This window comes from Vibrio amylolyticus (assembly GCF_023145695.1).
GTDB classification, from domain to species: Bacteria; Pseudomonadota; Gammaproteobacteria; order Enterobacterales; family Vibrionaceae; genus Vibrio; species Vibrio amylolyticus.
In genome coordinates this window covers 1-21,735 of the sequence record NZ_JAJHVV010000022.1, presented here as the reverse complement: position 1 = coordinate 21,735, position 21,735 = coordinate 1, and the positions used below count along the sequence as shown (strand labels likewise).

The window sequence follows — 21,735 nt, the reverse complement described above, 5'->3', positions numbered from 1 at the left end:
CGAATTTGGCTTAGTGGTTTTTAAACGACAGGCTTATGCAGCTTTAATATGAGTTGTAATGTATGGCTGCCATGCGTCTTGATATAGCTGTAGAGATAAGTTTCTCATTTTACTAATTTTGGTTAGTTCAAGCTCGTTCAATTCACGATTCTCAGATGCTGCCGTACGTTCAATTTTTTGAATGACTTCATAAAGCTCGTGCTCAGGGCCATTTTTTACATCAGCAATGGCTTTAAGGTGAAGTTGTACTTCTGCAATGATGTTTGTTTTTGGCAGTTGAACCAGTAGGTTTAAATCGCGGTAACCTGAAGGAGTCGGGTTCTTAAAGCGGTTTTTCACTTTAACGATATGTGTTTCTCTATCAAGCGCTTCATAAACTTCCATTAAGCTCTCTACATCATCCGCAACAATGGTTGCACGAGCTACATCGGTAATGCGTTCTACTTTACCGCCAAGTTCATGTTTGATTTTCTCTTGGGCACGGTGTGAGGATTTAATACCAGCAAAATAAGCGTTGGTTTGAGTCAGTAGCGCTGTTGATTTGCAGATGTTTTCCAATTCGAATTGAGCTTGATGAGATTTGCTGTAAAGCGTGTCGAAATCAGAATAAGGTTGAAGAGGCGTAACGTTTGTTGAAGGAATGCCATAAAGACCACTTAGGTTGTGTTTAAACAACTTAGCACAAACTTCGTTATGGCTGTTTGAATGTTTTTCTTCACTGCTAGGATCAATTGGCAGTGCTGCGAATGCGGGTGTACGAGTAAGCATAAATAGCATGATTGCTGTCGTACGAAGAAATTGACTCATTCATTCTCCTTAAGAGGTGATGACTTAGTAAAAAGTGGCTTTAAAGGGCACTAAGAACAACTCACTTAAGCAGTTAATACATACATTGGGTTTGGAGAGAAAAAACCAATACCAATAATGACATTCTTGCGTAGGTTGTGTCTTAGATCACATAGAAAGTCCTAATTAATCAGCTTGCTATGTTTAATCACCACAATATGGAGCCATTATAAAGGGTGAGTATTAATGGAACATGAACATCCTTGTTAGGTTCAGAAGATTAGACACAAATGTTGTGTACATAATCTGAACACTTGATCTCTTATCACCTGTATTCAACTTTGATTCTCAATTTGAGAAACAAAGTGATTGCTCCAATTTTAAACCTCACTCTATGTCTATATTGTTGTTTTATAATATAAATATTCTTGGTTCGTATTTTGCTTTCTAAAGACTTCTAAGCCTTGTTCCAATCAGGGGTGTTGTTAAGGCTCCAACGTCACGCTAACCAAGGAAGTCATCATGAGTAAACTAATTCAAATACCGGTTGATGCAAGGATTGTAATCAAACAAAACGGAGAACTAGTACTTTTAACGGAAGGAGAGCCGCTACAGTCTGGTGACATTGAGATTACTCGTGAAGAATATGATGCGATGACTGAGAATGGCCTTAATGGTGATCTTTTTGATCTTGATACAACCCCCGATCAAGATCAACAAGCACTATTATCACTATTGGAGCAAGGCTTAGACCCAACTCAAATAGAAGAATTTGCATCAGCTTCTGGTTTGGTGAGTAGCAGTAGTTTATCGGGCACTGAATCCATAGATAGAGATGGAAGCGAAACCATTGCACAAACTCACTTTGAAACGAATGCAGATTCTGCGAATGAACAGAACGAAAACTCTTCATTGTTTGATGAATTAGCGTTTAGAACTTCAAATTCTGCGCCGATTGTAATTAACGAAACCAGAGTTTTTTTAGAAGAGTCGGGCACGAGTCTACTCGGTATTACGAACCCATACGACACCGATAGCGACACGTTGACAATCACCATTACCGATATTCCTGAACACGGGTTAATCAGTCACCTAGATGGCTCAGCTATTAATGTGGGTGATGTATTAACACTCAGTCAGCTATCTGAAATTTGTTTTCATTCCCCTGATGACTGTGAAGATGGGGAAATCGCTGGAGTATTAAGCTATAGCGTTGATGATGGCTTAGGTGCATTTAACAGTATTCAAGAAGCTAGCGTTGAAATCATTGTTCAATCAGTTAACGATGCGCCGATCGCTTTTGATGATACAAATAGTCTTGATGAGAATCAGGTATTAGTCGCTAACCTACCAGTTTCTACAGATATTGATGGAACAGTGGTCAGCTACCAGTTGTCACAAGAGCCAGTTGTTGGCTCTGTTTCTATTGATAGCTCAGGTCAGTACATATTTGATGCGACTAAAGGCTTTGACTACTTACCAGAAAGCCAATCAGTAGAAGTCACGTTTACGTATATTGCTATTGACGATGATGGCCGTTCAAGTGAAGAGCAGACAGTTACCATTACCGTTGTAGGGACTAATGATGCAGCCATTATTACTGGTGATAATCAAGGTGATGTTGTTGAAGATGATGAATTGCTTGTGCTTCAAGAAAGTGGCTTACTTCAATTAACGGATGTTGATGGCGAAGCGGAAGAGTTATTTGATATGGAATCGGTCACTACAAGTGAAGAGACATTAGGCTCGTTAACTGTGGACGAAACGGGTTCTTGGAAATATCAAGTCGACAACAGTTTAGTGCAGTATTTAGGCGAAGGTGAGACAAAAATTGAGACGTTCGCCGTCGCCTCAGTGGATGGCACTGAACATACGGTAACTATTACCATTACAGGCGTGAATGAGTCGGCGCTTATTTCCGGTGTCGCGTCTGGCTCCGTGGTTGAAGATGATTCCCTAACGACACTGGTCGAGAGCGGAAAACTGGATGTCACCGACGAAGACCAAAACCAATCGAAATTTGATGTTAATAGTGTCGTGGCGGCTTCAGGCGTATTAGGGAGCGTGACTATTGACGAAAATGGGGTTTGGGAATATACCGTCGACAATGACGATGTTCAGTATTTAGGTCAAGGTGAAACCAAACTAGAAACGTTTGTGGTGAGTAGTGTCGATGGTACAGAGCACACCATTAGCATCACCATCACAGGGATTAATGATACCGCTCTTATTAAAGGGGAATCCTCAGGAGGCGTGCTTGAGTCAAGTAGCGCAAGCTTACTGTCAGATTCAGGAACACTGAATGTTGATGATACCGACCAAAACCAATCCGTCTTCAATGTGGACAACGTTGTTAAACCAGATGGAGCACTAGGAAACCTAACCATTACTGAGTCTGGTGAATGGGAATACACTGTTGCCAATTCTTTAGTTGAGTATCTCGGTGAAGGAGAGATGAAAACCGAGCTGTTTACTGTATCGAGTGACGATGGAACAGAGCACGTTATAGAGATTACCATTACAGGTATTAACAATACGGCAGTTATCACTGGAGAGTCAGCCGGAACTGTTTTAGAGGGCAGTGCATCAACCCTGTCAGATTCAGGGAAGTTGACGGTTTTTGATATTGACCAAGAAGAAGCGGTGTTTGACGTTAACAGTGTTACGGCTCCTTTGAATGCTTTAGGTGAGCTGACGATAGAAGAAGATGGGACGTGGCAATACACCGTGCTGGATTCATTGGTTCAATATTTAGGTGAAGGTGAAATAAAAGAAGAAATCTTCACCGTGCAGAGTGCAGATGGCACGTCACATAGCATCACAATTGACATTGTCGGTATTAATGGCGCTGCGGTCATAACCGGAGACGCGACAGGCGCTGTTTTAGAAGATGACGACGTTACAACACTAGAAGATTCTGGCCAACTGTTTATATCGGATGAGGACCAGCAACAGGCGGCATTTGATACTGAAAACGTCACGAGCAGTGAAGGTGTTCTTGGCAGTCTTCAAATTGATGCACTCGGTAATTGGGACTATCAGGTCGATAACAGCCTAGTGCAGTACCTAGGAGAAGACGAAACCAAGCTTGAGCGCTTTACGGTTTATTCCGTTGATGGTACCGAGCACACTATTGATGTCACGATAACTGGTATCAATGATACTGCACAGATTTCAGGCGAAGCGTCGGGTGATGTGTTAGAAGACGAACACGCCACCACACTAACTGAACTAGGTCAGTTAACCATTAGTGATGCTGATCAGAATGAGTCTATATTTAACACCGAATCAGTGGCTGCTCAAGGCTCCGTTCTCGGCTCTCTCACCATCAATGAGCTAGGCGCCTGGGAATATACGGTTAACAACAATCTTGTACAATATCTGGCTATTGATGAAGAAAAAATAGAACAGTTTGAAGTACAAAGCGCTGATGGAACCACTCATAACATTGTGATTACGATAAAAGGGACCAACGATTCACCTGAAATTAGCGGCGTTTTAACTGGGGAAGCGAAAGAAGAGACAGCACTTCAAGTTACCGGTGAGTTACAGGTGTCTGATGTCGATAATAATGCTGCTCACTCTTGGAGTCTTGTTGGCAGTTCAGACTCGGTATACGGCTCGATCAGTATTGACCACGTTGGGCAATGGACTTATGACCTTGATAACGATGCAGCTCAAAATCTAGCAGCCGATGATACGGTGACAGAAACATTCACTGTTAAAGTTGACGATGGACTAGGCGGTGTCGACCTACAAACCGTAATGATCACAATTAAAGGTACCAATGATTTGCCCGTCATTACTGGTGACTCAAGCGGGCAAGCCACCGAAGATGTCGTTTCCACTGTAGATGGAACATTGAGCGTTGCGGATATCGATATTAACGATGATCACTCATGGTCTATTCAGGGCAATGGTGAAGGTCAGTACGGTTCGATTACGATTAATCAATCGGGTGATTGGGAATACATGGTTAATCCTTCCAAAGTACAGTGGTTTGAGCACGATGAGTTGTATAACGAAGAGACATTTACCGCTGTTGTTAATGATGGTAATGGCGGTACGCATTCATTTGATATTAATATCGATATACTCGGTCAAAATGATGCGCCTTCGATCTCGGGTAGCTGGAAAAAGTCACTCGTAGAAGATGCCGGTAATAAAACGAGAAGTGGAACCTTATCGACAGGTGACCCTGATGAAAATGAAAACCATACATGGACGATTACCACTGACCCTATTGGCGAGCATGGCACACTAACACTGAGCAGTACTGGAGTGTGGACCTACACAATAGACACTACCGATGAGCAAGCCGACAATACTCAGGCCCTGTCACTGAACCAATCCGTCAGAGAAGAGTTTTACGTTCAAGTGACTGACAAGCATGGCGAGAGTGATACTCAAAAGATCATGGTTACTATTCATGGTCGTAATGATGAACCAGAAATCGCTGGCGTGATTGTCGGTGCTGTAACCGAAGACTCTGCGGCTGTTGTTTCGACAACAGGACAATTAGAACACAGTGATGTCGACGCGAACGATGAGCATGCTTGGGAAATACAAATCACCCAGGGCCAATTCGGTGTTATTGAAGTTGATGAACATGGCGAGTGGACCTATACGCTGCAAAACGACCACGCTACTGTTCAAGCTTTACTACCTAATGAAACATTAACCGAAACGTTCGTTGTTAAAGTGACGGATGATACTTATGACAATCGCGCTTCAAATAATGCGTCTGATACTGAAACAATCACGATCACGATTAGCGGGGACAATGATCTTCCAACTATTGCAGGGGCAACCACGGGCAGTGTCATTGAAGCAACGCCAGAAAAAAGTACCACGACAGGCACATTGCTCGCACTCGATATCGATGCAAATGATTCACATACTTGGGAAGTCGTCGGAGAAGACCAAACAGGTTATGGCGATGGTACTTATGGTGTGCTTTCGATTAATGATGACGGTCAATGGTCGTATGAATTAGACAGTACGAGATTGAGTACATTATCGATTCCACCGGGCACTACAGAGGTTGATTCATTTCAGGTAAAAGTGACAGATTCTGTAGGGGCAGAAGAGTATATCACCGTTAATATCTCAGTGGCTGGTGTGAATACTGACCCCGATATTGAATTGGGAGTGACTCCAACCGTAGTCGAAGATAACGTTCCTAACACCATCTCAGGTACGTTTGGCTCTGGTGATCCAGATATTGGTGACAATATTTCATGGAGTATTGTCAGCCTTCCTAGCTATGGTGACTTTTCACTTGATAACTCGCTTGAGAACAAGGGTGAATGGCAATATCAATTAAATAACGGTAATCAGGCGGTTAATGCCCTAGATGAAGGGGACAATTTGGTTGATAGCGTTGAAATTAGAGTGGTTGACCAATTTGGTAAAGTATCGATTAAAGAGTTCATAATCAATATTGAAGGGAACAACGATAGTCCTAGTATCTCAGGTCACGTAGCGAAAACGATTTATGAAGATACGGCCAGTTTTACAGGGCAGCTTCAACATGGAGACCCTGATGCCGATGACACACATACGTGGTCTCAAAGTAATGTGATTGGTGAATACGGTAACTTAGAACTCTCGTCTACAGGAAGCTGGGTGTTCGAGCTTAATAATCATTTAGAGGAAATACAGCAGCTTAACCCAGAACAAACCTTAACAGAGACATTTACCGTCCAGGTTGAAGACAGCCTCGGGGAATTAGATAGCCGCGATGTGGTTATCACCATCAAAGGAACTAATGATCTTCCGATAGTCAGCGGAGTTTCTGAAGGGACGTATGTTGAGGGGCAAGAAGCTCACTCATTAGTAGAAGGCTTTTTACTAGAGCAATGGCTTGATTTGAGCCTACCGTCTAATAGTGGAAATGGTGTAGCTCCCAATACTGTGGAACTGACCATTGAATCAGCGGGCACTCCAGATATTTCTGAAATAGTTCAAATTCCTGATCTTAATACCCAATACTCACCAGAAATCACCAATGTATCTAGCCAATTAACAGGGCTTGTTTACCTCATTGGAGGTGAGAGCTATGTGTTTAGTGGTGTAGCTGATGATTCATTCAGATTAGAAATTGGTGGTGAAACCCTTGTATCCGAAACGTGGGGTAATATTGGCGGAGCAGGTTATACTTCGGCTGCTTATATCCCTACCGAGTCTGGATGGTACACCATGACAGCGTTTCATGATAATGAAGCTGGCCCAGGTAGTGCGACCTTCAACGTTGCAGTAGGTTCGGCTGCCACCATAGAAATGAATACCACGAACTTTGAAATCGTTCCTGATGTCTCTTACCTAGATGGAAAAGTTGATTTTGACCCGTTAGTTGAACACGCCTCTAATGAAGGTGGGTATTACCCCGCTGAAAGTCCTTCTCTTACTGATATAGATGACGTTGCAGGAACGCTTATTCTTACGGATATTGATAACGACGATGACCCAAGTTTTATTGAGTTAGATTATGCAGGTAACCTGGGTGATCTCTCAATCGCAGACTCTGGAGAGTGGGTTTTTGAACCGAGTTCTGAGCTAATCGATTCGTTGCAAGATGGGGATGTACATACAGAAGTCTTTACAGTAATCGCTGTTGATGAGTTCTATGGCGTAGTCACTCAATCAATTACCATCAATGTAGAAGGAACGGAAGATAACCCGTACGTACCAAGTGAAAGTTTCGATGATTTTGACGATGTTGTGCTTGTTGATACCGTACTTGATGAATTAACCGTTAAAGAAGATGTCGATGATCAAGACAGTGATAATACTGATAGTCTCTATACAGCAAGTGGCACATTAGCAATACCAATGGGACTTGGCACTTCAGCAACATGGGTATTGGTTGAGGGCTTTGGACAATATGGAGACATAAGTTTAGACCGAGATGGGAACTGGGAATATACGTTAGACAATAGCAGTAGCGCTGTTCAATCACTCCAAAAAAATGAAGAAGCTCAAGATGTATTTACGTTATATGTGGTTGATAAAAATGGTAAAACAGTGGTTGATAGCGATGGCGCACCTCAACTGTTAGAGATTGTCGTGAATGTACAAGGTACTGAGGATGCACCTAATATTACGGGCTCTTTAGTCGAGGAAACCAATGCAAATAACACCGCTACGATCAGTGGTGTCTTAGCGCCAGGAGATATTGACTCGAATGACACGCATACATGGCAAGCAGTATCACAATCAGGTAACTATGGGGTCTTTAGTCTTAACGCTGATGGTACGTGGACGTATGATCTCGATGAAACGATCGCCGAACTTGCTGAACTTAATGGCAGAGACTCAACACCATTAGAAGAGACATTCACCGTTAAAGTCGTTGATATGTTCAATCTAGAATCAGAAAAAGAGGTGGTCGTTACTATTAATGGCGTTAACGAAGCACCCACACTCTCAGGTGTGCATGTCGCAAGTGTTAGCGAAGACAACCAACTTTCTCAAACGTTACAACTTATCGGTAGTGACGTTGATAGCGGCGATACCGTTACCTTCCAAGCAAAAAGTTTAAATGGCACTTATGGCTTGTTCATTATCGACGCATTGGGGGAGTGGAGCTATACCATTTATAACGATGAGCCGCACTTACAAGCATTATATGATGGTGAAGAAGTAACGGAGAGCTTCACTGTATACGCGAGTGACGATCTTGGAGCGGAAGCAAGCCAAGTGATCACGGTGACCGTTACCGGTACTAATGATGTCCCTGTTTTATCAGGAGATACACAAGGTGTCGTTGAAGAAGCTCAAGCGAGTAGTACGACGGGTCAATTGGCGGCAGATGATACTGATATTGGTGACACCGTCACCTACGGCGTTGCTGATGTGGGGGATTACGGCGTATTGACCATTGATTCTGATTGGGGGTGGACTTACGTTGTCGATAATACCCATCCAATGGTAAACGCAATTGGAGTTGGAGAAACCTTAACGGATACGATTCTTGTTAACGCAACGGACAGTAATAACGGTGTCTCTGATAACGTCGCCATTACGATAGTAATAAACGGTACCAACGATCTTCCTACCGTATCACTCGTTGATAGCGACATTTTAGGGTCAATTGATGCTGATAGTGCAACAACAAATGCATCTGGGACTTTAGTGGCTGATGATCTTGATGTCACCGATACTCATACTTTTTACCTATCAGGTAATAACCAATCACAGACTGGCAGCTTTGGTGAATTTACCCTCGATGCGAATAGCGGAGAGTGGGAGTATCAACTGGAAACTGAAGCCGGATTACTACTCAAAGATGAAGTGGTGACCGAAACATTCAGTGTGTTTGTTGAAGATGATAACGGTGGCATTGGCACACAAATTATCACTGTGAATATTCAAGGAACAGATGATAGTCCAGTGATAACAGGTACTGTAGAAGGACAAGTCAAAGAAGACTTCAACAATGAAGTTTCCGGTACGGTTTCTGCTTCAGACACTGAAACCGATACATCGAGCCTAACATGGCAGGTGTTAGGTAGTACGACTGGGCAATACGGGTCATTAAGCTTTAATACCGCTACAGGCGCTTGGTTGTATTCACTGACGGCAGGGTCGACCAATAGTTTGGCGTCGGATACCAATGATGTTGATGAATTTATCGTTGAAGTCTCCGATGGAGTGAACACGACACAAGAAACCATATCGATTACGGTTATCGGTAATCACCTAGAGCAAGGGAATTCTGGCTACGACACCCTAAACGCAACCAGTGAAGATGAATGGTTGTGGGGTGGGCCAATCAACCTCAGTGATGCGAATCAAAAAGATACCTTTGTATGGAGCTCAGCAACGGTTGGAACGAGCCAAGAACCGGGAGTCGATTATATAAAAGATTTTGATGCTCAGGCTGATGTTCTCGACTTTAGTTCGTTTGTTAATGCAGGTGACGTTTGGGATTCTAGCAATATGGCGGAAAGAGTGACCTTTAATGAGCTAAATGGTGACGTCAATGTTGAACTCAGTGATATTAATGGCGAGCTTGTCCAAACAGTGATCCTTCAAGGGGTGACACTTAACGACTTTGCGCAAATTGATACGTCTCTATTATCTCAACAGGAGATATTGAGCCACTTAATGACCGAACAAAGAGTGGTGATCTCAGAGCAATATGGTCATGAAGGGAGAGATACATTATCAGGAACGTCAAACAGTGAAACCCTAATGGGAGGAGCTGATGAAGACCTATTCTATTTGATGGAAGATCAATCGGGTACAGCGCTTAATCCAGTCACCAAAACCATCGATGATTTTAATGTAACCCAAGATACAATTGACCTAAGTGATCTACTGACTGATTCACCAAGCATGGCTGAGTTACTCGCTAATATAGAAGTGAATGTAGTGGACGATGAACTAGACCCATCGGACGCAACAAGTACAACGCTATCTGTGACCGATCAGGCGGGTGGCCAGACTGATGTCGTGATTAATAATCTTGGTTGGAATGAATTGGGTATTATTGATGTTGCTAATGCCACTGAAGAAACAGTCATCAGTGCGCTGGTCGATCAACTCAAATGCGTCAACGTGGGAGAATAGAGTTATTTGGGTACCAGAGAAAATAAGGTGCATGAATAGGGTGGTCTGAATGGAGTTTGCAAGATAGACTTTGCGTCTAAATTGCAAACCCAGATCACGAAGGAAGTTGAATGCAAGATCCAGAATTTTGGCATAACAAATGGGCAGCCAACCAAATCGGTTTTCATTTAGAGGATGTAAACCCTTTACTCATCAATTATTGGCCTAAAACAGCCCCTAAAAGAAGTGATTCTGTTTTTGTTCCGTTATGTGGAAAGTCGGAAGATTTGGTTTGGCTTGCGAGCAAGCACGATAGCATTCAAGGTGTTGAGTTAAGCCAAATTGCAGTTCGTTCATTTTTTGCAGAGCACTTTTACACACCAATGGTAACGACATTAAACGGACAGCATGAATTGTATCAGTTTGATGAGTTGTCTATTTTCACCGGTGATGTCTTTACTGCGCCAGTAGAAAAGGCGGATATTATTTATGATCGTGCCGCTCTAATTGCTCTTCCTGAAAGTATGCGAAGTGATTATGTTGAACTGATTAAATCTAAGCTTACTCAATCAGGCCGTATTTTGCTCGTCACATTAGATTACCCACAGCAAGAGATGGCAGGTCCTCCTTTTAGTGTGCCTAAAAGCGAAGTGGAAACTCTGTTCTCTGAATACAAAATTACGCACTTATATCGTGATGAAGCCGATGAGAGTCACCCTAAAAGAGCGAAGAAAGGGTTAAGCCGCTTTGCAGAAGAGGTTTGGTTAATTGAACAGCAATAACGTCGATTTAACTTGATTCAGTTACCGGCATAAAAAATCCTAACTTACTCGTTTTGCAAAACGGCAGTTAGGATTTTTAGCTTTTAGAGCTGGAGATTCAGTCCGCTCTTAGCAAGTCTTAAGCGAGGGCTTAGTAAGTGATTTTCACTTTTTGAGCACTTTCAATCGCATCTTCAATCGCTTTATCAACACTGTTACGACGCGTCAGAGAAACACCTAAGCGGCGACGACCATCAATATCAGGCTTACCAAACAAGCGAATTTGAGTTTGTGGCATTGCTAACGCTTCATTAAGCCCTTCATAACGAATGTTCGTTGAAGTACCTTGACCCAATACCACGGCAGAGGCTGCAGGGCCATATTGAGTGATGGTATTAATTGGCATGCCAGTAAATGCACGAACGTGAAGTGCAAATTCAGAAAGCTCTTGAGAGATGAGAGTTACTAAACCGGTGTCGTGTGGACGAGGGGAGACTTCGTTGAAGATCACTTTGTCACCCTTTATGAATAGCTCAACACCAAAAATACCGTAACCACCGAGTGCGTTAACGATCTTCTCTGCGCTGTATTCCGCCGCTTTACGAGCCGTATCTGTCATTGCTTGAGGCTGCCATGATTCACGGTAATCCCCATCTTCTTGACGGTGACCAATCGGTTGACAGAAATGAACACCATCCACTGCGCGAACAGTCAGCAGCGTGATTTCGTAATCAAAATCAATAAAGCCTTCAACGATAACTCGACCAGCACCGGTACGGCCGCCTTCTTGAGCGTAATCCCATGCTGCCTGGATATCGTCTTCAGTCTTCATGACGCTTTGGCCTTTACCTGAAGAGCTCATTACTGGTTTGCAAACACAAGGCAGACCAGTAAACTCGACCGCTGCTTTGAATTCTTCGAATGTGTCGGCAAATTTGTACGGTGAAGTCGTTAGCTCTAGCTCTTCTGCCGCAAGGCGACGAATGCCTTCACGGTTCATCGTAAGTTTCGTTGCGTTAGCGGTTGGTACAACGTTTAGCCCTTGAGCTTCAAGTTCAACAAGCTTATCGGTAGCAATAGCTTCAATCTCTGGAACAACATAATCTGGTTTTTCTAGTTCAATTAGAGCTTGCAGAGCATCGCCATCAAGCATATCAACTACATGACTGCGGTGAGCAACTTGCATTGCTGGTGCATTTTCGTAGCGATCACAGGCGATAACTTCAAAACCCAAACGCTGACATTCAATAGCAACTTCTTTTCCAAGCTCACCAGAGCCAAGAAGTAAAACGCGAGTTGCATCGTTGCTCGTTGCGGTACCAAACATAAAAAACCTCATCATCAATACTGATAGTAAATTCTGTGACGAATGATACGGATCGTGGCAATAAAAGCAAACGTTTGCGCAAAAAGAAAAATGAGTGAATAAACAACAGAAAACGTCTCAGAAATAAGATCTTATCGACCATGCCTTGAGATCATTAGATTCGCATTTCATTGATCTAAAACGTAGCAAACAATTTCTAACACTTTAATAATAGTCAGCTTAAAGGTAAGGAGCATTTGCTCAAAATTGTTTCTCTCATTAGAAACACGTTGTCGTTAATCAATCTCAGGAAGAGTTGTCGTATCATGCGTCAGTATTTGAAGTACATCATCCCCATTATTATCCCTCTAATCATTTTAATTCTACCGTTATCGGCTTTCCCATTTGATGGGCTAACGATTATTCAACAGCGCGTTATAGCAATATTTCTTCTTGCTGCCTTGTGTTGGGTTTTTGAGCCGATACCTATTTACGCGACCTCCGTCGTCATCATTGTGCTATTGCTGCTGATGGTTTCCAATAAAGGGATATTCTTTTTCCGTTTAGATGAAGGTCAAGCCCATTTCGGCGAGCTACTCCAATACCAAGAAATCATGGCGACTTTTTCAAGCCCTATTATCATGCTTTTCTTGGGCGGGTTCTTCTTGGCGATGGCGGCGACAAAGTATCGTTTGGATGTAAACTTAGCTCGTGTGTTGCTCAAACCTTTTGGTCAAAATCCTAAGTATGTGATGCTCGGGTTGATGCTGATTACCGGTATCTTTTCCATGTTCATGTCGAACACGGCAACGACCGCGATGATGCTTTCGATACTGACGCCAGTCATTGCCGTATTTGGCCCGAAAGATCCAGGTCGAATAGCCTTTGCGTTATGTATTCCTGTCGCAGCCAATATCGGTGGTATTGGCACGCCAATAGGAACGCCTCCTAACGCGATTGCTCTAAAATATTTGGTTGGTGACAACCTTATTACGTTTGGAGAGTGGATGGCATTTGGCGTGCCATTTGTGATCGTTATGATGGCGCTAGCTTGGTTTTTAATTGGCTTTATTTACAAAGCGGATCAGAAAACCATTGAACTGAGTATCAAAGGAAAGTTCTTAAAAACACCCAAAGCGATCACGGTGTACATTACCTTTGCCGCCACCATCATTCTTTGGTTAATGGGCTCGTCTCATGGCATGAACTCATACACAGTTGCACTCATTCCCGTCGCGGTATTTTCAATTACAGGCATTATTAACAAAGAAGATCTAAAGAAAATATCGTGGGATGTACTTTGGCTCGTCTCCGGTGGTATTGCCCTTGGCCTTGCTCTTGATAAAACAGGACTGGCGAGACTAATCGTAAACAGCATCCCATTCGATGCTTATTCTCCTTATGTTGTTCTATTTGGCGCGGCCTTCTTGTGTCTAGTGATGGCAAACTTCATGTCTCATACCGCAACCGCTAACTTGCTGATGCCAATAATGGCAGCGTTAGGTTCATCCATGGCGTCATTAACACCATTAGGCGGAGAGTTGACTCTGATTTTAGTGGTTACGTTCGCAGCTTCACTCGGTATGTCGCTACCAATCAGTACACCGCCAAACGCGTTAGCGCACGCCACGGGTAATGTACAAACGAATCAGATGGCGAAAGTAGGGATAATATTGGGTGTGGTTGGTGTCTTGTTGAGCTTCGTTATGGTGTGGATTCTGCACTCAGTCGGACATATAGGTTAGCCACATGCCTGAAGAGAAATTTAAACAGCTCATTCTGCGCTACTTTAATGACGATGAAAGACAGTTGTCGGTTAAGGCAGGTGCGACGGTGTTAGAGCAGGGCGAGCATAATGATCGTCTTTACTATGTTCTAAGTGGAGAGTTAGAAGGTTATTTCACCGAAGGCAATTCCACAAAAGGCTATTCCACGAAAGGTAATGTGCAAACCAAAGTGTTTTCTGCCTCTCAAGGTGCGTTTATTGGTGTGCATAGTTTCTTTTCAGAAACCTGGATAGCGTCATCAACGGTTTTGGCGAAAACAGAGTTACAGCTTGCGTGGATAGACCGTTCTACTGATGCCATTGAACCTGACAAGTTTGGACCGATCACGGCTCAATTTACGCCTGTTATCGTCAATGAGCTTAATCGCAGGCAGAGACGTGCAACGCAAGAAGCCGTTGCAAAAGAGCAAGCGTTACAGAAACTTCATAATGCGGAACAGATGACAACGCTAGGCCAACTAGCAGCAGGGATTGCACATGAGCTAAATAATGCCATTGGGGTGGTTAGCAGTAAATCTGAGCGCCTTGAATCGGTACTATTAGAGCTGTTAGAAGAGGTACACCCAGAAGCGAGTCAGTTTTTTGATGAAGGCCTAATGCTCGGGCAAAAAAGCAGTTCCAGTGAAGTGCGTAAACGCGGGAAGCTGTTTGAGAAGCAATATAGTTTGCCTAAAGAGTTGGCTAGAGAGTTAGCCCGCGCCGTCAAAGCCGATGAATTAGAAGCTCGTTGGCTGACATCGCCAAAAGACGCGATACGTTATTGGCAAATGGGGCGTGACATTCACGACCTACGTTTAGCGTCGAAGCATACCGTTGGCATTGTGAAATCGGTTAAGCAATTGGGGCGTACCGATATCGACTTAGATGAAGATCTGGATATTAACGACACGATCAATCGAGCCGTTGCCCTGTTGCAAAGTGATTTACGGCGAGTCTCGGTACGTATTCGCCCTGCGGAGTTACCCCTGTTTAAGGGTTCTCAAACAGAGCTCGTACAGGTATGGGTAAACATCATCAAAAACGCGTGTGATGCGATGGAAGACATTGAGTCACCCGCCATTGAGATACAAACCCGAGTTAATAAAAACAGAATTTTAGTAACAGTATCGAATAACGGGCCTGAAATAGAGCCGTCAATTCGTCGGAAAATATTCCAACCTAATTTTACGACCAAAAAAGGCGGGCTATCGTTCGGCTTAGGTTTAGGGCTCTCTATCGTTAAACGTATTGTCTCTGGCTACAGCGGCAGCATTGCGGTGAAAAGTGATAGTGAGAAAACCATTTTTAGAATTAAATTACCAATCGAGGGTGAACATGGAGAAGCTTAATCTAATTTGCGTTGATGATCAGCGAGAGGTGTTAAGTGCAGTACTTCAAGATTTGGAACCATTAACAAGCTGGTTAAACATTGAAGATTGCGAGTCAGCAGATGAAGTATTGGAGTTGATGGATGAATTAGACTCTGAAGGCGAGATGATTGCGGTACTTATTTCTGATCATGTGATGCCAGGTAAAACGGGCGTTGAGCTATTAACGGAAGTGTCTGTCGACGCACGGTTTAAGAATACAAAGAAAATACTGTTAACAGGCCAGGCGACACACTCTGACACGATCGATGCGATTAACATAGCGGGCATTAATCATTATTTTGAGAAGCCTTGGAAGGCTGATTTACTGGTCAGCAGCGTACGTACTTTAGTAACTCAGTTTATTTTTGACCAAGGGTTGGACTATACGGATTACCAAAATTACCTCGATCAAGAGGTTGTTTTAGCGCGCTTAAGATAGCGCTTGGAAACGATGAGTTCGATGCAAAAACTAAAAATGCTCAGCAAATTGCTGAGCATTTTTTATTAGAGATTTTAAAACAATAACACTCTCGATTTACTGAAAGCTATGTGTTCTAAATCGCCAAATAGGAAATCGCAATGTCGGGGTTAATGGCTTCAAGCGTTGCTTGAGTATCGGCTATATGGCTAATACTTCCGTTTGCCATTTCAATTAGCGAGGCACTTTCAATATCTTCTAACGAACCGCCATCCATCAACAGTTGAATCATTGCTACCTGTAACGGAGGTAGGCTAGGGTTGAATGCTGCGTTTTCAGCATACGAACCGCTGTAGATTTTTCCATTGGTTAAACGAATTGCAACGCCACTTAGGTTATTCGTATAAGGAGCATGACTGCTGTTTAGGCGTTTTAAAGCGATGGAAATAAGTTCTTCGCTCTCATCACAGGTATGTTTGTGATCGAGTTTTGTCATTAACCCCGTTGTGATGCCGAGATCAGACGGCCCAAATGATTCTGGCAAATATTGTTGCAGTGATTTTTGATCTCTTTGAGGAAGCTGAACAACAAGCTCTTTCGCAGTGGTTAGCTCATTCATAAACTGACGACAGTGACCACAAGGGCTGAAGTTGATCGTTATATCACTGATTCCTTCTTCGCCTTTCATCCAAGCGTGGCTAATTGCAGATTGCTCGGCGTGAACCGTTTGGCCTAGCTGAGCACCAGAAATTTCAAGGTTGGCACCAAAATACAATCGACCAGTCAGACCGCGAACAATAGCACCTACAAAGAAGTTGGATATCGGCGCATAGGAGAAAGCCGCAGCAAAAGGAAGCAGTGCAACGCGCAGTTCAGCATCATCTAAGCCAGAGATCTCAAGAAGCTGGTCGAACTGTTCTTTTGATAAAGTCGCATCAAAGTTCTCATCTAAAACAATAGGTGATAAAAAACGAGATATTGCTTCAGGTGACTCTTGGAGTGCATTTTCAAGTTGGGTATTCATTGTGAGACCTCTTATTTCAACTGACATTCATTCTATTGAAAGAAGAGGATTATACCGAGATCGGGATCACATCTATTAATGCAATGATGTTGCAGCTTGCATTGCGGGAGTGAGGTCACACAATTTCAAGGTGAATTCAGCCCATTAAGATATTGATACTGTTAACAGTAGGTTAAATCTTAGTCTTTAAACGAGTAGCCATACAGCAAAGGCAAAGAATGACGGAGCCAAAATAGAGGTGATAACACCACAAATGACGAGGGCAAGTGAGCTAAAGGCCGCATCTTTTGGTGCCTTTTCTGCACATGTTGCCGTGCCTAAAGCATGTGATACCGTGCCCATCGTAAGTCCACGGGCAATAGGGTGAGTAATATTAAGAAGGTTGTAGATAGGGTAGGCAAACATAGCGCCAAACAAGCCAACCAATAAAACGAATATCGCGGCAATGGCAGGTTCACCCCCAAGGCTGCTAGACACTTCCATAGCGATTGGTGTAGTGACAGATTTGCCAAGCAAGCTCGCAATCAGCGTCAGTTCCGTCTTCATAAAGATAGCGATTATTGTTGATGTGAACATCGACATAATACTGCCTACACCACACGCTAACATAATGATTCGCCAGTTTGCTCGTATCTGTGGCAGCTGTTCGTATAAAGGGTAGGCTAGAGCGACAACGGCTGGTTGCAAAAGGTAGTTAATCCAACGATTGTCATGATAATACTGCTCATAGGGCACCTTTAGCCAAATTAGTATGGGAATCAAAATCGCGATGCTGATCATCAATGGATTTAGCAAAGGGTTATTGAGTTTTTGGCTAACCCAGCGGGCAAAGAGAAAAACAACAATGGTTATTGGTAGCCACATTACTTGCCTTCCTTTTTCAAAAAACGATCAAGAAAGTAAGCCAATGAGACTAACACTATAAAACTGGCACCCACTGTTCCGGCTAATATTGGCAGAGCATTATCTATAAGGGTATCAAAATGAAGCATTAACCCTACGCTGATAGGAACAAACAACAAAATCATGTAACGGATGATCAATGATGCGCTAGGCTTAACGAACTCAACAGGAACTAATCTACTCGCGAGTAGAGCAAATAAAATTAGCATGCCAAACACACTTCCAGGAATGGCCGTATTCATCCATGTTTGAATGAAGTTTCCTATGGCTAAACTCACTAAGATGAGCAGCATTGAAATAATATATTTTGCTATTTTATTGACCACTATAGGGAACTGCCTTGTTCTAGAAGGTTAAACACCGACGTTTTTACTTGAATAAAGTGAACACTCAATAAGGTTCACTTTGATTCTAACGGTTTGATTTATCTTTGGCTATGAAGCGAGTTTTTCAACGTATTGGTAAACGGCTTTTAAGATGGCCATTTTCTTCTCGTCGGTCTCATGTTCGTGAGCCAGATTTTCTAGATTCAACATGTAGCTTTCAATATTGTTCTCGAAATATTCTCTGCAATGATTCGCCCAACGACTTTGTTCTTTTTCATCTAACGTCCACGGGTAGTGTCTTGCTCTGTAACGAAACAGAAGTGGATCGATACGTTCATCATTAAATGTAATGTCTAATGCCGCTAGATGAGTTGGATCGGTAGAGCGAATAATATCCATTGACGCTTTGTCAGTTGGTGAGAAGAAGTTATCGTATAGCATCGAGTCTACATCATCACTTTTCTCATATTCACGATCAACACTATACAAACCAATGAGTTTCTCGCGGATCTCAGGGTTCTGCTTAATCAACGCCAGATTTTTTAAACACTGTTCACGATCAATGCCAATTTGTTCCGCATTCTCTGCTGTTAGTGTCTTTGCTGGTGCAAGAATAGGGCATTTGTTGATGTGAAGAAGTTTAATCGGAACAGGTAACTCATCTTCAGCTAGTTCAGAACGTTTTGTGTATAAACGCTCTCGTAGTTCATCGCTGTTTAGTTCTAGAAGAGGCGATGGATCTTTAGCAAGATCAACGACAATAGCGGCGTTCTTGTTGGTCGGGTGCCAAGCTACAGGAACAATCCAACTGGTGTAATTACAATCACGGCCAAACATGCCAGACACATGCATTAAAGGCGTCATGTTAACGATATCAATCAGTTCATTGAGCTTACGTTTATGACGCATACTGAGAAAATACCCAAACAGTTTTGGTTGGGCTGCTTTTAGCTTTTTCGCCATTTCGATAGTGGCAATTACATCGGCCATCGCATCGTGCGCGTTTTCGTGCTCAATCCCATTCGCAACTGACAAATGCTCAAGTTTAAAACTGGTAAAGCCTTCTTCATTTTCAGGCCATACCACACCGTCAGGTCGAAGGGCATGACACGCTCGCATGACATCAAGTAGATCCCAACGAGAGTTTCCGTTTTGCCAGCTCCATGCGTATGGGTCAATAAAGTTACGGTAGCAAGTGTAGCGAGTAACTTCGTCATCAAAACGAATGTTGTTATAGCCGAGGCTTGTGGTGTTCGGCTTTGCCATCTCTTCGTGAATTTTAGCGATAAATTCAGGCTCAGGTAAACCTTGTGACTGCGCTTTTTGCGGTGTAATGCGGGTAATTAATGCAGCTTCTGGATTAGGTAAATAATCAGCTGGTGGCTGACAATAGATAACAAGAGGCTCCCCAATAATATTAAAATCTTCATCGGTACGAACACCGGCAAATTGACTTGGGCGATCTTTTGAAGGGCTTACTCCCCAAGTCTCATAGTCGAAAAAGAAGAAGGTAGGTTGCTGCTCTTGTTGCATGGTTGATTTACCAGATAGGTCATTAGCTTAGGCATATTAGACCATCGCAGGGGTTGTATGGCAATCTGGTTGTAGAGAGCAGGAGCTATTAGTCAGAAACAAACTGACATAGAATCTATTGTATAGCCGTTTTGAACGACTAATTTAATATAGCTACCTAATAGGCGGTTAACCCTACTGGGCCGGAAAGCCTCACCATCACCGAGGCTGCGGACTTCTTCGCCCAAGAAAAGAAACTCGCCAGATTTCACATGGCAGAGAGTGAGGCGTGGGAGTATGCGAGAGAATTGGGTGATGACACTCTACTGGATGCGGTCGATTTGTTGGCATACACCGAGAAAGTGGGGGAAGAACCAGACCCTATGACTTTAGACCATCCACTTACGGCCTCAATAAGCTTATCCGACTGGTTAAACGCAAATTAAATGCTGATTGCTAGTGAAGGCTCTAATGTATTGGAGCCTTTATTGTATTCGATAATAACGGATATTTCTGAGCAAATAGAATGCGAAAACATCAAGGTGATTCAGGCTACATGATCTGACTCGGTTTTTATCGCTCAAAAGTAAGCAAATTCAGCGAATGAACAGTTCCTTGCTTACTAGACGGTATTTTTCTGTATTGTGATCTTTAAACTAAAAATAAAGCATTGATACTTATTGAGTTAAATGTAATCTTTGAGCAATATAGACGGAAATGAAAAACGGAATTATTCCGTCTAATTAGCGTTATATGCTATATCAGCTTAGGAGGAAAAATGGATATATTGATTGAGCAGGAAGTGAATTGCACCAACACCAAATTCGTCACAATAAAGCTGTTATCGACCGTCTAATTCATACTAGCTTTACTGAAATTGGTAAATCCGGAGAGAGTTACGACTTCGCTTCAATTGTACAAATGATAGAGGCGGAAAAAGTGTCAAATACCCAAGTCCATTCTCAAAACTATGAATGTATTCAGCTTGAGCCTTCTGTAAAGCTTCTAAAGTACGAGTCTGCAATTGTAAGTGAGAATGGTGAAATTAGTGATTATGCTAAGCGATGTTCAGTTTGGGCATTTATTGATACTGGTTGGCAGTTGAAATACCATCAAGGTACGCCTTGTAAGCCTTTCAAATTGGCACATAGCGAAGGTTTTACAAAAAGCATATAACAAATTTTTCAACTGGATTCAAAAACGCTCGGCATTTTTGTAATGGTCAGCTTCAGTGGTTAAGGTGGTCATACAAAGTTTGGTGGCAGCGTTTTCTCACCAATTAACAAGGCGTTATTTTTATTTGCATTTCAAGGGCTTAAAGATCTTGGGCTCTAGTTCTTTGTCCCTTTGGCAATTCGTCCCTAGTAGACTCAGCAAATCCATATTGTCGGTCTAAGTTCTTGCACCTCTCAACCCGTAAAACATGCCAATGTTCGTGGGTTGCTTCATTGTCAGGTCGTGGCGGTTGGTTTTTTTGTTTAGCTGGCTTAAAGATGTCTATGGGCCCAGCGTCTAGGCAATTGATTCCAAGTAAACCACATACTAGCTTATTGATACAAAGAAGATACTCAATATCTGTTGGAATATGGTTCAATCAATATTGCAACAAGCCTTTGAGCCTTTGGCTCACTTCACCGAGTATTTCTCCCTCGAAATACTCGGTTTTTTCGTATCTTATATCTCTTTGTTAGTGTCACAATACTGACTTGATTAGAACAGGCTAATTTATTCAATTTCTTATTGCTCCTGTTTTGCCTATTGATAGGATAAATCGAAGGTTGGCTAAGTTGATTATGCTTTGTGGTTTGGCTCCGGAAATGAAGCTTAAGTAACATTTATTTCTCCAGGTAAATCATGTGATTATGGTAAACATAACAATCTGTTTAAGAGTAATTCTGTAGTTGACCCGATCTAGTGGACACCTTCAATTGACATTGGAGGTGGTTATGCCAGCTTATATATCAGGTAAAAAGACGCAACAATATACAACTGAATTTAAGGTCACAGCC

General features: G+C 42.7%; 12 protein-coding genes and 1 pseudogene. 7 read left to right on the top strand and 6 right to left on the bottom strand.

The features are described from left to right. Positions 1-33: 33 nt before the first annotated feature. A complete protein-coding gene (locus tag KP803_RS21505; protein WP_248010905.1) occupies positions 34-807 on the bottom strand; it encodes a nucleotidyltransferase family protein in 774 nt (257 codons plus the stop codon). 501 nt (positions 808-1,308) lie between these two features. Here KP803_RS21505 and KP803_RS21500 point away from each other — a divergent pair. Together KP803_RS21500 and KP803_RS21495 are read left to right on the top strand one after the other, a co-directional pair. Further along, on the top strand, positions 1,309-10,362 hold the full coding sequence (locus tag KP803_RS21500; RefSeq protein WP_248010904.1) for a VCBS domain-containing protein: 9,054 nt from the start codon (positions 1,309-1,311) through the stop codon (positions 10,360-10,362). Between the two features lie 110 nt (positions 10,363-10,472). Then, positions 10,473-11,123: a thiopurine S-methyltransferase gene (locus tag KP803_RS21495; protein ID WP_248010903.1), complete on the top strand. Its 651-nt coding sequence runs from the start codon at positions 10,473-10,475 to the stop codon at positions 11,121-11,123. 130 nt (positions 11,124-11,253) lie between these two features. Here the strand turns inward: KP803_RS21495 and purT are convergent, their stop codons facing one another. Next, a complete protein-coding gene (gene purT, locus KP803_RS21490; protein ID WP_248010902.1) occupies positions 11,254-12,429 on the bottom strand; it encodes a formate-dependent phosphoribosylglycinamide formyltransferase in 1,176 nt (391 codons plus the stop codon). A gap of 305 nt (positions 12,430-12,734) precedes the next feature. Here purT and KP803_RS21485 point away from each other — a divergent pair, with 305 nt between their 5' ends. Genes KP803_RS21485 through KP803_RS21475 form a run of 3 tightly spaced genes read left to right on the top strand, consistent with a single transcriptional unit; the run spans position 12,735 to position 15,982 of the window. Further along, the gene (locus KP803_RS21485) at positions 12,735-14,153 is read left to right on the top strand and encodes an SLC13 family permease (protein WP_248010901.1); all 1,419 of its coding nucleotides are present in this window, start codon (positions 12,735-12,737) and stop codon (positions 14,151-14,153) included. Between the two features lie 4 nt (positions 14,154-14,157). Continuing rightward, positions 14,158-15,522 (top strand): ATP-binding protein, encoded by a 1,365-nt coding sequence (locus KP803_RS21480; RefSeq protein WP_248010900.1) that lies wholly within the window; start codon positions 14,158-14,160, stop codon positions 15,520-15,522. Continuing rightward, positions 15,509-15,982 (top strand): response regulator, encoded by a 474-nt coding sequence (locus KP803_RS21475; protein ID WP_248010899.1) that lies wholly within the window; start codon positions 15,509-15,511, stop codon positions 15,980-15,982. Before KP803_RS21480 ends, KP803_RS21475 begins: the two co-directional genes overlap by 14 nt. 115 nt (positions 15,983-16,097) lie before the next feature. Here KP803_RS21475 and cdd read toward each other — a convergent pair whose 3' ends face one another. From cdd to sbcB, 4 genes are all read right to left on the bottom strand, one after another. Next, positions 16,098-16,985 (bottom strand): cytidine deaminase, encoded by an 888-nt coding sequence (gene cdd / locus KP803_RS21470; RefSeq protein WP_248010898.1) that lies wholly within the window; start codon positions 16,983-16,985, stop codon positions 16,098-16,100. A gap of 186 nt (positions 16,986-17,171) precedes the next feature. Continuing rightward, positions 17,172-17,849: a CidB/LrgB family autolysis modulator gene (locus tag KP803_RS21465; RefSeq protein WP_248010897.1), complete on the bottom strand. Its 678-nt coding sequence runs from the start codon at positions 17,847-17,849 to the stop codon at positions 17,172-17,174. Beyond that, complete coding sequence (locus KP803_RS21460; RefSeq protein WP_248010896.1) at positions 17,849-18,214, bottom strand: CidA/LrgA family protein; 366 nt, start codon at positions 18,212-18,214, stop codon at positions 17,849-17,851. The genes KP803_RS21465 and KP803_RS21460 overlap by 1 nt, the downstream gene beginning before the upstream one ends. Before the next feature lie 108 nt (positions 18,215-18,322). Continuing rightward, positions 18,323-19,747, bottom strand: coding sequence for an exodeoxyribonuclease I (gene sbcB / locus KP803_RS21455; RefSeq protein WP_248010895.1), 1,425 nt, complete (start codon positions 19,745-19,747; stop codon positions 18,323-18,325). 251 nt (positions 19,748-19,998) lie between these two features. Here sbcB and KP803_RS21450 point away from each other — a divergent pair, with 251 nt between their 5' ends. After that, on the top strand, positions 19,999-20,172 hold the full coding sequence (locus KP803_RS21450) for a hypothetical protein (RefSeq protein WP_248010894.1): 174 nt from the start codon (positions 19,999-20,001) through the stop codon (positions 20,170-20,172). 332 nt (positions 20,173-20,504) lie between these two features. Further along, positions 20,505-20,902, top strand: a pseudogene (locus KP803_RS21445) (nuclear transport factor 2 family protein). Positions 20,903-21,735 lie beyond the last annotated feature (833 nt).